A 15,655-nucleotide genomic window follows, 5' to 3' on the forward strand; every position below is an offset into this window, starting at 1 on the left:
GGCAAGCCCTCTTTTCTCTTAATATGCAAATGCCAGCGAAGCCATGAGATTATCGAAGGAATACGCCTGGCCGGAGACCGGATCAGCGAAGCCGCCATACAATGGACTCGCGTCGTCCAGCACCTGAAGCTCGCCCATCCGGCGAATGCTGTCCTCATATAAAGCCCGGTCCTCCAGCTCCGCGCCGATCATCGCCGTGATCGCATAGATGGCCGTTGAACGAATATCCGTCGCCGGCTTGCCCTCGCGCGTGTACTTTCCGTACAGCGTACCGGCGCTCACCTGCTCCTTCACAAACCGGATGCTGGCCGGCTCATGTCCCCTCACCTCAGCCAAAGCAAGGATCGTCAGCAGCGATTCAACCGTATTGATTTGCTCTGACGCATACCGCTCCGTCTTATAATCATAACGGGTTTCATAGAACGGAAAGCTGTCGCCCAGATACCCTCCCTTACTAATACCCAACATACGGGACATCAACGCAGCCTTGGACTTGGCGTTTGCCGGCAGCAGTTCAAGCGACCTCAAATCAATGTAACACAACGTAATAAATGAATTGGTCACCTGCGCCTGGTAGTCATGAAAATCAACAAGCCGCCCGTCCTTCACATTGTGCGCATAGAAACGCTGTCCGTAAGTCTCCGCTTCCGCCGTGTAGGCCGCATCCTGAAACTTGCTGCCCGCCTCATGCAGGCTGCGGATGATTCGCAGGTCATCCACGGCCGCGTTGACGGGATACGTTTTGTTATGCAGCGGGCTGTAGCGGTAGCTGAACCCGCTCGGCAGGTCAAAAATCCGCTTCGCGCGCGCCCACTCCGCATCAAACCTCTGCCGCTGCCCGGTCCGTGCATAATAGCGCATCCGGAAGCCCGCCGATTCACTGAGCACCTCATGCCCGGTCGCCGCCTCTGCCGACTGATCCGTCTCCAGCAGGTTCGTATAGACCCCGTAAGGTCCTGTCAGCCTCCCTTGGATAAATGCTTCCAGCGCATCGCGACGCGTCTGCAGCAGAGGGTCGTTTCCATACGACTGACCGGGGAGGAGCGGCCTGACCTCCGTCCCGGATTTCTCTATCTCAGGCTTCTCTATCTCAGGTTTCTCTATCCCGGACTTGCCGGTACCGGCCGCCTCGCACGCCGCCAGCGTGAGTACCAGCAGCACGCTGCACAAGCCGGCTACGATCCGTTTGCCCATGTTCGGCCTAGCTCCTCCTGGACATCCTCATTTTGTCGAAATATAGATCTTTAGTCCTACAAATACAGAATACACCAAGTTTCGAATTTTATCGATTTGTCGATTATTATTTTAGAGTCAACTTTTCAGCGCATGTATGTTATGTTTAAATACACCTAATATCCAGTTTACCATACATTCCGGATTTTCTCAGGTGCTAATATTAGGCATGGGAAAGCGAACCCGCCAATTCACGCATTTTGTCGAATTTTATCCATCTCATTCATCCAAAGGAGCATTTGTCGCTGTGCTGATCTCATTTTTCACATCGAGTTTATTCCGCTTTCTGCTCGTCGGCTTGCTGAATACTGCCGTTGGTTTGTCCGTGACGCTGCTGCTGCTTCATCTCGCCAAGCTTGATTACTGGACCTCAACACTGATCGGCACCGTCTTCGGCGCATGCGTCAGCTATGTGCTGAACCGGGCCTTCACCTTCCGCAGCCAGGCTCCGCACGCTACAGGCATCGTGACATTTGCCGCAGTTCTGTCGTGCTGTTACCTGCTTGCCTACTCCGGCAGCAGCCTGCTGACCGGCTGGCTGGAGGAAGGGCTGCCAGCCTGGGCGGCCATCCACAGCCACACCGTCGCCGTGATTCTGGGGAATGTGCTGTATACCGTGCTGAATTATGCGGGGCAGCGGTATGTGGTGTTTCGGGTGGGGAAATGACGCGGGGGAACTCATGATCTACTCTCCCGGTAAGGGACCCTTCGGCTCCTGCATGGAACGCCTAAGCTCCGGAACCAGCTCCTCGTAACGATCTTGAGCCGACAGGCAGGTATCCATCAAGTACCCTTTCTCTGAACGGTATTCCTTCAAACCACGGTAGTAAAACAATTTGTGCTCATGGTCAATAATAAAGGGCACCAGGTTATGCTTCAGACATTCCTTAAACATGATGATCCGGCCGACCCGGCCGTTGCCGTCCATATCATTTCCTCCGACAAATCTTCATGTGCAAGTTTCAACATATAGTCAAAGCATGCAAAGTGGTTTACCGTCTCTACAATACCGTCAACACTTGCTGCTTCTTCTTGCCTTACATTTATCGTGTTGGTTTCAAAAATGTAACGTGTCTGTTCCTCCGATAACCGACTGCCTTCGATGCGGTTGGAATTATAAGCCAGCTTAATTTGGGTCTGATGATACAGCCCCCCCCTTAAGCCCCATGTTCATCTCTTCAGATAGAAGACTCAATAGTGTTTGGTTGATCATCGCACTTCTCCTGTTCATAAGCAATTACACTTCTATTCCTCTATAAGTGCCATGATCGGCGTTTCCGTAGTCAATTCGTTCCCCGTATAGTCGTGTAAGCACCACCGCTAAAATTATACCATGGCTGCTTCCTTATTACCCAGTTGGTGAATGAAACGGCAGCAGGGGGCATTCCGTTTGTACCATTACACCCCCTTACCCGTCCCCTTTACTTCCTCTCTTCCCCGCCCCGATGATACTGCTCGACCAGTTTGTCCAGCCGGCCGATCTGGTAGCTGTAATCATACAAGGCTGAAGCGACGATATGCAGTCGCAGCCTGTCGTCCGGCTGCTCGGCGGAGCTGTGCAATTGCTCGCGCAAAAAGCGGGAGCTTTCGGCTTCCATCAGCTGGGCCTCGGGCGGATCGGTTTCCTTGAGCTTCTCGTCAAATTTCAGGAGCACATGCTCATGGAATTTGCTTAGCCGCTCCATCTGGCGGTCGAACTCGGCGTCATCCTGCTTGTCGCGATCGGCCTGGAAATAGTGCTCCTCCACGGCATTCAGCACATCCACGCCTTTCCGCAGCGCGATAAGCATCTGGTGGTAAACGACGAGGTCGCGGATTTTGCTGAACTGGTTGCCCTTCAGCTTCTTGTACTCCTCCTCCACAAGCTTGAACTTCTCGCCGAGCGACTTCAAGGAATCCTCCAGCTCTTTTTTCTCATCCCGGAAAATATTTTCCTTGATTTCATTCGAAATCGCGGTGCGCAGCAGCAGCGACAGCTTGGTAAAGACGCTCTGAATCTGGGTGACGAACTGCTCGCGGGGACGCGGCGGCAGGAAAAAAATGTTAACGACCGACGCCGTGGCGATCCCGATGAGAATTTGCACGAAACGGCTCAGCGCAAATTCCCACTGCCCCGACGCCTCCATGACCGCAATGACGGTGACCAAGGTCAAGCCGATGCTGTCCCGCATCTTCAGCTTCAAGCAGATCATAATGACCAGAATACAGACCAGGCCGATCGCAAACGGGTCCTTGGAGAAATACATCCCCGCCACCATCGCCAGCACCGCGCCAAGTGTATTCGCCTGAAGCTGCTCCAGGAAATGCCGCCACGAGCGGTAAATCGTCGGCTGCATCGCGAACATGGCTGCGACCGCCGCGATGACCGGAGACGGGAAGTGAAGAAAAAAAGAATTAAAATATAAGGTCAAGGTAACGGCCAAGCCGGTCTTGAGCATACGTGCGCCGAACGCCACGCCCATCTCCTCCTGCGTCTACATCGTTGAGCCGGCATCGCTGCAATCGTAAGGATTACGCAGCGTCTGTCGGTATTCGGACGGTGAAAGTCCGTAGCTTTTTTTGAATTGCTTGGAAAAATACAGCGGGTCGGTAAACCCGGTAGAGGATGCTACCTGCTCAATCGGCAGCGCCTCCTGCAGCAGCAGCTTGGCCCGCTCCATCCGCACCTTCAACAAATATTGCATCGGCGACAGGCCGGTATGCTGCTTGAACATTTTGGACAAATGGGTGCGGTGATAGCCCAAGGAACGGGCCATGTGCTCGATGGAGATCGGCTGGTAATATTGCATCGTCAGCCAGCGGATTGCCTGCTCGATTTGCCGCTCCATCACGGAGCCTTCTTCCTTACGCACCTCGCCCATCGAAGAAGCCGACAAATATTCAGCCAAGATCAGGCGCAGCACGCCACCGGACGCCAGCTCCTTCTGCATCTGCCCCTCCGTCCGCAGCGATTGCTCCAGCCGCCGGTACAACCCCAGCATCCTTCGGGGCCGCGCCGACAAAGCCGTAGGCGCATGGCGGGTCAAGCCGCAGGAGCTGAGCAGCTCCTCCGCGCGCGGACCTTTAAATGCAATCCAGTGGTACTTCCACGGATTTTCATCCACGCAATCGTATCGAACCAGCTCGCCGGGGAAAATAACAAAGCTATGTCCGGGTCCGAGCAAATAGTCCGTATGCCGGCAGCGAAACGTCCCCTGCCCGGCTGCAACCGTGTGAACCAGGTAATAGTCCAGCACCTGGGGACCGACCCGATGGCCGGGCTGCGTCTGGGCATGTCCGCTGAACAGCACCGTCAGCTCGCCCTTGCCTGGCGAGGGGTTAAAGGCTACATCGTATTCGATATGGGACATGTGCAGAAAACCTCCTTTTGTCCATAAGAATCCTCCAACTGTCTCTTGCGATTATACCTGCCTTTTTTTCGGGTAGCAATAAGACATTACAGCGGTGAACGCCAATGGATCAAACGTGAATTATCCTACAAATGTCCGTATGCAAGTGGCTTCTCTCCATATACCTCTCCCGACGAATCGGCTATAGTCAGAAGCAAGACGTATTCCTGTCATTCCATAGCGAGAGGACGTAATCATGATGGACAAAATTACATTTATCGGCGCAGGCAGCTCCGTATTTGCCAAAAACGTGCTTGGCGATTGCATGCTCACCCCTTCGTTGCAGCAATTTGAGCTGGCCTTGTTTGATATTGACGCCGAGCGGCTGAAGGATTCCGAGCTCATGCTGAATAACCTCAAGGCCGCAATCGGCAGCGGCTGCACGGTGAAGGCTTACAGCGACCGCAAGGAAGCTCTGCGCGGGGCGAAGTACGTGATCAACGCGATCCAGGTCGGCGGCTACGATCCTTGCACCATTACCGATTTTGAAATTCCGAAAAAATACGGCTTGCGCCAAACGATTGCGGACACGCTCGGCATCGGCGGCCTATTCCGCAGCCTGCGCACGATTCCGGTCATGCTGGACTTCGCCCGGGATATTCAGGAGGTATGCCCTGACGCCTGGTTCCTGAACTATACGAACCCGATGGCTGTGCTGACCCATGCGATGACTACGTATGGCGGCGTCAAGACCATCGGCCTCTGCCATAGCGTTCAGGTGTGCATGCCGCATCTGTTTGCAAGCCTGGGGCTTGACCCGGCTGGCGTACGGACGAAAATTGCCGGAATCAACCACATGGCCTGGCTGCTGGAATGTACCCGCGACGGCGTCGATTTGTACCCGGAAATTAAACGTCTCGCCGCCAAGAAGCAGCAGGAGAAGCATGCGGATATGGTCCGCTTCGAGCTGATGTTCCGCTTCGGCTACTATATGACCGAGTCAAGCGAGCATAATGCGGAGTATCATCCGTATTTTATCAAGAAAAATTACCCGGAGCTAATCGAGCAGCTGAACATTCCGCTGGACGAGTATCCGCGCCGCTGCGTCAACCAGATAGAGCGTTGGAGGACGATGCGCGAGGAGCTTGTTCACAACAAGTCGTTGCAGCATACACGTTCGAATGAATACGCTTCCTACATGCTGCATGCGATGGAAACCAACGAGCCGTTTAAAATTGGCGGCAACGTCATGAACACCGGGCTTATTCCCAATCTGCCGAAGGAAGCTTGCGTCGAGGTGCCGTGTCTGGTGGACAGCAACGGTGTCACGCCGACCTATGTAGGCGACCTGCCGCCGCAGCTGGCTGCGTTGAACCGGACCAATATCAACACCCAGCTGCTTACGCTGGAGGCCGCCATCACACGCAAAAAGGAGCATATTTACCATGCGGCGCTGCTCGACCCGCATACGGCCGCCGAGCTGTCCATCGACGAAATTGTCGCGATGTGCGACGACCTGATCGAAGCGCATGGCAGCTGGCTGCCCAGCTACAACTAATCACAAGGCGTAAGCGGCAAACTTATAAATTCTATATCTTCAAGCAAAAACAGCTGCGGCGCTGCCTCTGACGAGGCGCTGGCCGCAGCTGTCTTTCTAAGACAAGCGAAGCTCACATGATCGCATGCAGAGCTTCGCTTGCTTCTATTTCCCTTACTTGCTATGCGTTTTCCTGTAAACGGGCGCCTTCCTTACCGCTGCAGCTGCTCCCGTGTTTGCAAATACCGGAAGAAGGCCGTTGCCGCCTGGGCGCGCGTTACCTCCTCCGCCGGCTTGAAGCTGCCGTCCGTCAGCGACATGATGCCGAGTCCGACCACAATCGCCGCCTGACCGGTATGCTCCATTGACGCCGCGTCGGCAAAGCTTGTATTAAACACATCCTTGTACTCCGCAAGCTGCTTGTAGCCAAGGGCGCGGACGATCAGCTGACTCATATCCTCGCGCGTCATCTTCTCGCTCGGATTGAAGGCTGCGCCCGGGTCAATCAGCCCCCGATCAACCGCGTTTTCCACATAAGCAAACAAAGCCGAGCCATTGGCCACATCAGCGAAGGAAGCTTTGCGCTCCGCTCCGTAAAAAATGCCGCGGTTGCCGCCGTTCATCGCAATAATGAGCATTTTGACCATTTCACCGCGCGTCATGGCCAGACCTGGGTTCACCTTTCCGTCAGTCAGCTCCAGCGCCTGGTAATCCAGCATCAGCTGCAGCTCGCGGGCTGCCCAATGACCTTCAAGATCCGTCGCCTGCACCGGCTCAAGCGTCGTCAGCTCGCCGTTAGACGCCTGGCGCCATTGTCCGGTCTGCGCGTCGAGGAAATACGGCTCGCGGGCATATTTGGACTGCAAGGAGTAAACCTGCTTCGCTTCCAGCTTGCCGCCGGCAGCAGGCAATATTTCTCCGGCTGCAACCATCACTTTGTACTTTTCAATAGGCAGCCAGCCGCCGGACGGATCGTTTTGAACAAGCACGTAGGACAGCTTTACCTCATACTGCGAAAACAGCAAATCCTTCGCTTTCGCTTCGTCAATGACCTGCGGCTTCACAGCCGGGTACTCAAACGGACTCAGCATCCCGTAATAGTTCAAGACTTCTCCGGTTTCACGGTCAATGCTGACGTTGATTCGCTCCTGGTTCGCACTAACGCCGTCAATGATCCGACTGAAGGTGAAATCCCACGCCCGTAACTCCTTCAGCCTCGACTCAGGCAGCTGACGAAGCTCCGCATCGTTCAGCACAAGCTGGTGCGTATAGGCAGGCAGCTGCTTCTGTACGAGGTCAACCGCCGTTTTCTTCGCTTCATCTAGCGACACCTTCGGTTCAACCTTTTTCTGTTCGTTATACATGTAAAGCTGGTTGTTGTTAAAATTTTGCACCTCACCCGTTTTCGCATTCACGCTGGCCCAGACGCCGCCTGCTCTCTTGATTGCGTCTGCTTCGGAAACAGGCTGACTCCAGCGGATACTCCAGCTTGCCTGAACCTTGCCGCTGCTGGAATCGCGCTGCTCGTTATAGTCCGCATTGTCGAGCTTATATGTCTTCACAACCGGGAACGCCGCCGTGACGCGGGCAATGGCCTCTTCCTTCGTCAGGTTCAGCTCTTCCGCCGGCAGCCCGGCGAGAGGCTTGTCAGTCAACGGCTGCTTGTTGGCAGCAGCTGGCGGCAGCGCTCCGTTCGGGCTCCACGGCTCTCCCTTCGCCGCATCCAGCATAAAGGTGTTCATCGTATAAGCAATGATCGGCTTGCTGTCGGAGCGGCGCTCATAAGGAATTTCGTAGGACAACGCAATGTCTGACTTATCACGGAACGCCTGGATGGCCTGCTCCGGTCCAATCGGCGTCACGCCTTGCTCGAAGCCGACGCCATCCGTCCATTGGAATTGGTAGCCTGTCACTTCGCCTTCCCCATTGACCTCGATCGACACGCCGTCCTGCGGGAACACGACACCATTTACAACGCGGTCATAACGAATCAGGTATTGATAATTGCCGTTAAGCGGAGTGCGGAATGATTTCTCCGCCTGATCGTTGTAGGTTACCGCTTCATTCGGATTCAGCTTCTGCAGCCAGCCCTCCGCAATTCCCTTCGCTCCCTGAAAATCCACCTTCGGCGGGTAGCTCGGCTTGTTTTCCGGATCGCGGTTGTACAGATTGTAGGAGATCAGCCTGCCGTTTAAGCCATGAATGCTCACGCTTAAGCTTCCTTGAACATGCTCCTTGATTTTCTTCGTATAATTCAGCGACCAATTCGGGACATATCCTGTCCCGCCGGCATAATTGTTCAGACTGACCGACTCCAGCGTGTAGCCGTCAGGAATAGCTACCAGCTTGCTCGCCAGCGCAATCGCCTGCTCCTTGGTCACCGTCGGTTCGACCATCGTCTCACTTTTCGGTTCCTGAGACAGTAGAAACGTAAGCTCACTGGAGGAGCTGGTTGGCCCTCCAGACATACTTTCCGCCCATGCTTGCGGGGCGGTGGACAGCAGAAGGGCAGAAGCAACCGCCAGCGGAGCGGCCTTTTTAATCAATTTCATCGGGGATCGTCCTCTCTTCATTTCTAAGATTTTCATGAGCTATCCCCTAGACGCGCGGCTTTTCCAAAAGGTTGCTTCTCTCCGGCTCGAAAGTTAAATATCCATCGCCATGCGGAATCCCATATTGCCGGTGCTGCTGTCCGGTGTGTTTTTGCTGCGCGCCGCCAGCCGGTACCGGTTGCAGTAAGAGCGATGGCAAAGGTAGGAGCCGCCCCGCAGCGAACGCAAGCCGCTTCCAGGCGCTCCTGCAGGATCAACCGCCGCCGAGCGCGTATGATAGTTGCGGTCAAACCAGTCGGCGCACCATTCCCAGACGTTGCCGGATACGTTGTACAGCCCGTACCCGTTCGGCTCGTAAGCGTCTGCCGGAGCGGTGCCGACATAGCCGTCCTCGCCGTGATTGACGGTCGGAAACTTGCCCTGCCAGATGTTGCAGCGGTGACGGCCGTCCTGCTTCAGCAGATCGCCCCACGGGTACGTCTTCTGCTCCAATCCGCCGCGAGCGGCATATTCCCATTCCGCTTCCGTCGGCAGACGCCCGCCGGCCCACTCGCAATACGCCTGCGCATCGTGCCATGACACATGGATAACCGGATGATTCAATCGGTCGTCGATGCTAGAGCCCGCTCCCTCGGGCCTCGCCCAATAAGCGCCGCGCACGCCAAGCCACCAGGGCGTCTCACGCGGCGAGCCTTCCACATCCGAACGCAGCTCCTCCGGCACAAATAAATGAAACACATACGACCAGCCGAAGCGCTCAGCTTCGGTCACGTAACCGGTTGCCTGCACAAATGCGCGAAACTCGCGATTGGTGACCGTATGCGCCGCAATGCGAAACGGGCGAACCGTCACTTGGCGAATCGGGCCTTCTCCGTCATCCGGAAAGCCGTCGGCCGCCTGCGTCCCCATCAGGTACGTTCCGCCCTCCAGGGTGATCATCTGCGGACGGGGCGCGGCCTCATCCAACGCTTTTGACTTGTCTGGTGCGACTGCCACTCCCGCAGCTTCTTCCACAGCGTCAGCCCGTGCGTCCTCGTCTCCTGGCAGCTGCGGGGGTTCAGACGAGACGGTCAGCGCCTGACGTGCTGCAGAGCAGCATGATTTCGGTTGCTCCTCGCTCATAAGCTTTCTCCCTTCATCTTCGATGTCGGCCTATACAGACTGCGGCTCACATTAGCCCGGCTGCAGCCGCGACGGCAACAGGCTTCACGCAAACAGGCTTGGACACCGTCAGGCTGTGTCCGGTCGCCGTTAACCTTCCGGTCGCTGCATCCACCTTGTACGTCGCCACGTTGTTCGTATCCCGGTTGGCCACGATCAGCAGACGGCCGCCCGGCGTCAGTGCAAAATGGCGCGGATGCTCGCCCAGCGCCGACACATGCTCCACCAGCGACAGCAATCCCGTCTCTTCGTCTGCCGCAAATACAACGATGCTGTCGTGGCCGCGATTGGACCCGTATACAAAGCGGCCGTCCTCGGAGATGGCGATTTCCGCGCACCCATTTTCCCCGGTAAATCCTTCCGGCAGCGTCGACACCTGCTGGATCGTGTGAAGAAGACCTGCCTCCGCTTCGTAACGGAACGCCACGATCGTGGAATCCAGCTCATTGATCACGAAGGCAAACTGCTCGTTCGGATGAAAGGTCAGATGACGAGGTCCTGCGCCGGGATGCACTTCCGTATCGGCATGCACATGCAGCTTGTGCGACTGCTCATCCACTGTATAAGAGCGGATCAGGTCAAGCCCGAGATCCGATACAAACACAAATCGTCCATCCGGACTGAAAAATGCCGAATGCGGATGCGGCCTGTCCTGACGCTCCGGATTCACACTGTGGCCGGTATGCTGGCTCAAATCAAGCTGCTCGCCGATCTCGCCGTCCTTCGTCATCCCAACCAACGCCACATGCCCGCCGTGATAGCTGACCTGAATAAAATAATCCGCCTGCGCCTTCCGTTGAATATGGCAAGTAGGATCAGGCGAGGTAAACGCCCGGTTCAGCTCGGTCAGCCGATCGCTCGCTTCGCCCAAGGAAAAAGCTACAGCCTCGCCCCGTCTTCGGCCTGCATCATCCAATCCCTCCGCGATCGCATACAGCTTCCCGCTCTCTCGATCGACGTTCAGAAACGTCGGATTTTTCAGTCCTGACGCCTGCTCAAGCAAGGTCAGCTCCCCTGTTTCTTCATTTAATTCGCTGACATACACGCCCGGCTCGGACGCCTCCGCGTAGGACCCGATATAAACAAGCAAACGCTGCGGTGCAGCAGACATAAGTAAAACCTCCCGGCAGATAAAAGTAGATAGGTATTGTTGCATTCTCTTCATCTTACAAAGTGAACGGGGGAACTGCAAGTATGGGTAGAAAATTGTTATTTTCGAGAAAATTTCTCAAATTCAGAGTATTTTATGGCGAAAACAGCATAATAATTATGATATAGTTAGCTAGATAACGATATAATCAGAGTTGAACCATCTCTTCCACGTAACCACAACATTACTAAACACCACTATTTGTGAAGAAAGAACCCGATTACCTAGCGGAAATGAGGTAACCACTATGCTTATTGAATTCAGTGTTGAAAATTTCTTGTCCTTTAAAAATAAAGTAACACTTAGTATGGAGGCCGCTTCGATCAGCGAGCATACCGATACGCATGTGTTCGAGACCGGTTCGTTCAAGCTGCTGAAAAGCGCTGTCCTTTATGGTGCCAACGGAGGTGGAAAAAGCAATCTGTTTGCCGCAATGCAAGCGATGAAGAAGCTTGTTATCCATTCATCTAAAGAGTCGCAAGCGACTGAAGATTTGGAGCTGGTGCCGTTCAAGCTAAGCACGGCTACGGAACAAGGTCCGAGCATGTTCGAGATCGTGCTGCTCCACCAAGGCGCTCTGTACCGATACGGCTTTGTAGCAGACACAAAACGGGTGCTCGAAGAGTGGCTGTTCCAACGCCCGGACTTTCATAAACCGAAGGAAGTAGCCTTGTTTCTTCGCGACGCCGAAGGCATTGAAGTAAAATCCAGAACGGCCTTTACAGATGAAGCCAAGGGACTTGAGAAAAAAACACGGCCAAACGCCTTATTTATTTCAGTCGTAGCCAATTTTAACGGTGCCATTGCCACCGCTATGCTGGAATGGATGCAAAACTTGAACTTTATGTCGGGCACAAGCAACAGCTCCATCAGCTATACAGCAGACATGCTGGAGCAACCGGAGCTGAAAAAAAACATTCTGAATTTCGTGCGTGCAGCCGATTTCAACATCGAGGATCTGCAGGTGGAAAACATCTCGATGGAGCATTTTCAAACCAAGGTTGCTTTGCCGAAGGAGGTGCTGGATAAAATCTCCACCATCCAGACTGTCACCAGCCTCAAGAAAAAATACGATGACTCCCTTCATCAGGCCGGAGTTGCCGTGTTTGATGTCGGTGAAGATGAATCCGAAGGAACGAAAAAGTTTTTGAGCTTGGCGGGTCCTGTGCTGGAGAAGCTCCGGAATGGCGGTATTCTCGTCATTGATGAGCTGGACGCCAAGCTTCATCCGCTGCTAACGCGAAAAGTGATCGACATGTTCCATTCCTATGATGTTAACGCCAGCAACGCCCAACTCATTTTCGCAACTCATGATGTAACCAATTTGAACAAGGAAACGTTCCGGCGCGACCAGGTCTGGTTTGCCGAGAAGGACCCATATGGTGCTACTGATCTGTACTCGCTTGTCGACTATAAACTGGATGCCGAAGGAAAAAAAACAAGGAAGGATGCCTCCTACGGCAAAGATTATTTGTTAGGGAAGTATGGAGGAATCCCGAACCTCGGCAACTTGCACCAGTTTCTGGAGGAGGTTGCCCATGGGAACGGATAACCTTCATCACAAGCGAAAACGGGAACGGACCGAGGGCTACGGTCGAAAAAATGCCAATAGCCGGAAGGTGAGAGACCGTTTTCTTATTGTCTGCGAAGGTGAGAGAACCGAGCCCTATTACTTCAAAGCCTTCCCCGTCAACTCCGATGTCATTGAGATGAATATCGAGGGCGAAGGAAAAAACACAGTCAGTTTGGTACGGGAAGCCATTCGGCGTAAGGAGGAAGCCATTCAGCGGCGAGCTCCGTACGTTCAGATATGGTGTGTGCTGGATAAGGATTCATTTCCGGATGAGCATTTTAACGAAGCGCTTACTTTATGCCGCGACAACCAAATCAGATATGCCTATTCCAACGAAGCGTTTGAGCTGTGGTACCTGCTTCATTTTAATTATTTGGATACGGCGATCTCCAGAGATCAGTATCAGGCCATGCTAAGCGGTTATTTGAATGAGGAATACGTTAAAAATGACCCCACCTTGTACGAAAAGCTGCAAAAGCTAGGCGATCCCGCCCTAGCCGCCCATTGGGCTAAAAAATTGAAATACGAGCATTTTCGCCGGGATGGGCGGTACGATCCGTGCCATCAAAATCCATCAACCAACGTTTATGAGCTTGTTGAAGCGCTGGAGCCTTATTTAAATATGTAAGTTAGCGAAGGGGTACCTCGTCCCTGTCGTTCTGACAGAACGGGATACCCCTTCGTTACTTCTCTCGCCTCTTCAATCCAAGCCCTAGATTAACCCGGAGCGTTTCAGCAGCCTTTCCATCATCACCGCCACCTCGGCACGTGTCATCATGGCCTTCGGCATAAGCTCAGCCTCGCCTCGACCCGATACGATGCCGGACTGCAAGGTGTCTGCGACGAAGGCCTCTGCCCAATCAGCCACATCCTCTTCATCTGTAAACGAGCGCAGAAGCTCATCGGCTTCGCTCGCGGGAAGCTTGGCCTTCAGACCGGTCAGCTTCATCGCTTTCGCGATCATCGCCATGCCCTGCTCGCGCGTGATGCGCTCTGCGGGACGGAAGGTTCCATCCTCGAAGCCCTCAACCAATTGGTACGCATGAGCAGTTGCTACCGCACGGCTGTACCAATCCGCCGGCTGGACGTCGGAGAATGTCGGCGCTTGCTTTTCCAGCCTCAACCCCAAACCTTTGACCACAATCGCTGCGAACTCGGCGCGCGTAATCGCTGCCTCAGGGCTGAACCGATCCTCGGCCGTTCCGTCCACAACCATCCGGGAGCCCATGTTATTCACGCTATCCTGGGCCCAGTGCCCTTTCGTATCGCTGAATTCCAGCGGGTGCCACACGATCGAATAAACGCTGTTGGTCAAGCTGTTCACTTTGGCGTAATAGCTGCCTTCGATTTGCGTCACCTTGGTCGGTACATGGCGCACACCGCCATCCGGCTCGACAACTACGCCGGTCGTGATTTTGTTCGGATCTACTCCGGCCGGAATCGGGATCGTCCGTTCCACATAGGCGTTGAACTTCGTCACCTCGATCACCTTACCCTCGTGCACCGCCTTCACGGTGAACTCCACCGGCTGCAGCATCAGCTCAAAGGCGCCCCGCACAGACGCGCTTTGCACGATTTGAAGCGAATCCGAGGTCGGCGCGGCGATTTCAATCCGAATCTTGATATCCTGCAGGTCAACCGACCGGCCAACCTGGCTTGAGATCGCATCAATATTGATTTGCCCGGCCGGCAACGTGTAGGTCGCCCGTTCGGTGCGCAGCTCCAGAATCGCTTGCTTGTTCTCCATATGTTTGACCATCTGACCGTTCAGCTCGCCAATGACGGCATCCGATTGCGAGTTCACTGGAATGGTGACGACCGCGCCTTGTCCTTCGGACGCCAGCTTCGCATCCAACTTGCTTTGATCGACGCTGATCGTGGTAACGGTCTGGCTGTCGCGTTTGCTATCCGTTGCGGTCCCCGCGTTCTCCACCTTCCCGTTGACCAGCACCTCAACGACGTTCGCAGGCGCTTGCGGCGTTGGGACTGACGTCGATCCGCCGGTTGGGCCGTCTCCGCCGTCGCTAGACCCGGAGGAACTGGACGCTGCCTCCGGCACTACCGCGTTCGAAAGCGCCGAAGCTTCGCTTTTGCCGACGGCGTTAATTGCCTTTACCGTGAAGGTGTACCGGGTCCCGTTGGCAAGACCTGTCAGCCTTACCGGGCTTCCGTTCGCCGTTATCGTGCTGCCTCCCGGATAAATGGTGATCTCATACCCGGTAATCGCGCTGCCTCCATCCCGGGCCGGCGGCATGAAGGTAAGCATCGCATAACCGTCTCCGGCTGTGGCCGTTACCCCGACTGGAGCTGCCGGCACCGTAGCCGGAACAACCCGGAGCTCATTGGACGGAGCGCTCAAGCCCCCTGGGCCGCCAGCCTTGACGATAAAGTAATAAGCTGTGCCATACTGGAAATCTGTCACCGTATAGGTGGCCTCTGTCACCGTTGCGATCGGTACTCCGGTATATGCGTTGGAGACTGTCCCCATATAAATGTGATAATAGGTCGCCCCGGTCACCGTGTTCCAGCTTAGCTTCACCGCACCGCTGCCGCTTTCCGCGCTCAAGCCTTGCGGATTGGCGGGAGCGTCCGGCAGATTGACAGATTGGGTTACCTGGAAGGCTACCGGCTGGGCGCCGTTTGCCGTAATCGTCACAACCGCGGTATAAGTTCCCGCACCCAGACCGTTTTTCGCGCGAACCGTCAAGCCCGTGTCCGAAGCTCCTGCTGCCAGAGCGGAAGCCGGCTGCGTCAGCTCGAAGTCGCCGGCATTCGGGCCGCTCAGGGACGCCGACAGGTTGGTCAGCACGCCCGTACCCGTATTGTGGACGGACACGGCACGTGTTTCTTGAGTGCCCGCAGCGTAGTCAAGCAGCAGAGCTGCCGCATGCTGATCCGTGATCGGCGCAATCACATACGTTAAGGCCATGTTGACCGTCACCTTCACCGCGTCGCTTGTCAGCGTCGCCGTTTTTGTGCCTGTCGCACTGCTGTTCGTGTTCGTGATCACGACGTAATAGTACATCTCTCCTGCCGCTGTCGTCGGCGGGTTATAGGAGGCTCCCGTCGCATTCGCAATCGCCGTGCCGCCTGTTGTGCTGTTCGTCGCGCTGCTGTACC

The 15,655-nt window shown here is 55.0% G+C and carries 12 protein-coding genes; 4 read left to right on the forward strand and 8 right to left on the reverse strand.

Annotated features, from left to right (window positions below; translation table 11 throughout):
* Nucleotides 1-18 precede the first annotated feature (18 nt).
* On the reverse strand, nucleotides 19-1,194 hold the full coding sequence (locus AC6ROY_RS23330; protein ID WP_500102973.1) for a hypothetical protein: 1,176 nt from the start codon (nucleotides 1,192-1,194) through the stop codon (nucleotides 19-21).
* A gap of 208 nt (nucleotides 1,195-1,402) precedes the next feature.
* On the opposite strand from AC6ROY_RS23330, the gene AC6ROY_RS23335 reads away from it, so the two are divergent.
* Nucleotides 1,403-1,900 (forward strand): GtrA family protein, encoded by a 498-nt coding sequence (locus AC6ROY_RS23335; RefSeq protein ID WP_500102974.1) that lies wholly within the window; start codon nucleotides 1,403-1,405, stop codon nucleotides 1,898-1,900.
* A gap of 18 nt (nucleotides 1,901-1,918) precedes the next feature.
* Here AC6ROY_RS23335 and AC6ROY_RS23340 read toward each other — a convergent pair whose 3' ends face one another.
* From AC6ROY_RS23340 to AC6ROY_RS23350, 3 genes are all read right to left on the reverse strand, one after another.
* Nucleotides 1,919-2,161, reverse strand: a complete 243-nt coding sequence (locus tag AC6ROY_RS23340; protein ID WP_500102975.1) for a hypothetical protein — start codon at nucleotides 2,159-2,161, stop codon at nucleotides 1,919-1,921.
* 493 nt (nucleotides 2,162-2,654) lie between these two features.
* Nucleotides 2,655-3,689, reverse strand: coding sequence for an FUSC family protein (locus AC6ROY_RS23345; RefSeq protein ID WP_500102976.1), 1,035 nt, complete (start codon nucleotides 3,687-3,689; stop codon nucleotides 2,655-2,657).
* Between the two features lie 18 nt (nucleotides 3,690-3,707).
* Nucleotides 3,708-4,583 (reverse strand): AraC family transcriptional regulator, encoded by an 876-nt coding sequence (locus tag AC6ROY_RS23350; protein WP_500102977.1) that lies wholly within the window; start codon nucleotides 4,581-4,583, stop codon nucleotides 3,708-3,710.
* Between the two features lie 238 nt (nucleotides 4,584-4,821).
* Between AC6ROY_RS23350 and AC6ROY_RS23355 the strand changes: the two genes are divergently transcribed.
* Nucleotides 4,822-6,120 (forward strand): alpha-glucosidase/alpha-galactosidase, encoded by a 1,299-nt coding sequence (locus AC6ROY_RS23355; RefSeq protein WP_500102984.1) that lies wholly within the window; start codon nucleotides 4,822-4,824, stop codon nucleotides 6,118-6,120.
* Nucleotides 6,121-6,311: 191 nt separating this feature from the next.
* On the opposite strand, the gene AC6ROY_RS23360 is transcribed toward AC6ROY_RS23355, so the two are convergent.
* The 3 genes from AC6ROY_RS23360 to AC6ROY_RS23370 form a co-directional block, all read right to left on the reverse strand.
* The gene (locus tag AC6ROY_RS23360) at nucleotides 6,312-8,651 is read right to left on the reverse strand and encodes an S-layer homology domain-containing protein (protein WP_500102978.1); all 2,340 of its coding nucleotides are present in this window, start codon (nucleotides 8,649-8,651) and stop codon (nucleotides 6,312-6,314) included.
* 93 nt (nucleotides 8,652-8,744) lie between these two features.
* Nucleotides 8,745-9,773, reverse strand: coding sequence for a formylglycine-generating enzyme family protein (locus AC6ROY_RS23365; protein WP_500102979.1), 1,029 nt, complete (start codon nucleotides 9,771-9,773; stop codon nucleotides 8,745-8,747).
* 46 nt (nucleotides 9,774-9,819) lie between these two features.
* On the reverse strand, nucleotides 9,820-10,923 hold the full coding sequence (locus AC6ROY_RS23370; protein WP_500102980.1) for a lactonase family protein: 1,104 nt from the start codon (nucleotides 10,921-10,923) through the stop codon (nucleotides 9,820-9,822).
* A 286-nt stretch (nucleotides 10,924-11,209) separates the two neighbouring features.
* On the opposite strand from AC6ROY_RS23370, the gene AC6ROY_RS23375 reads away from it, so the two are divergent.
* Both AC6ROY_RS23375 and AC6ROY_RS23380 read left to right on the forward strand, forming a co-directional pair.
* A complete protein-coding gene (locus tag AC6ROY_RS23375; RefSeq protein ID WP_500102981.1) occupies nucleotides 11,210-12,514 on the forward strand; it encodes an AAA family ATPase in 1,305 nt (434 codons plus the stop codon).
* Nucleotides 12,501-13,163 (forward strand): RloB family protein, encoded by a 663-nt coding sequence (locus AC6ROY_RS23380; RefSeq protein ID WP_500102982.1) that lies wholly within the window; start codon nucleotides 12,501-12,503, stop codon nucleotides 13,161-13,163. The genes AC6ROY_RS23375 and AC6ROY_RS23380 overlap by 14 nt, the downstream gene beginning before the upstream one ends.
* 84 nt (nucleotides 13,164-13,247) lie before the next feature.
* Here the strand turns inward: AC6ROY_RS23380 and AC6ROY_RS23385 are convergent.
* Nucleotides 13,248-15,655 (reverse strand): S-layer homology domain-containing protein (locus tag AC6ROY_RS23385; protein ID WP_500102983.1); only part of this gene is annotated, 2,408 nt, incomplete at its 5' end.

This window comes from Paenibacillus sp. sg306046, from assembly GCF_059821225.1.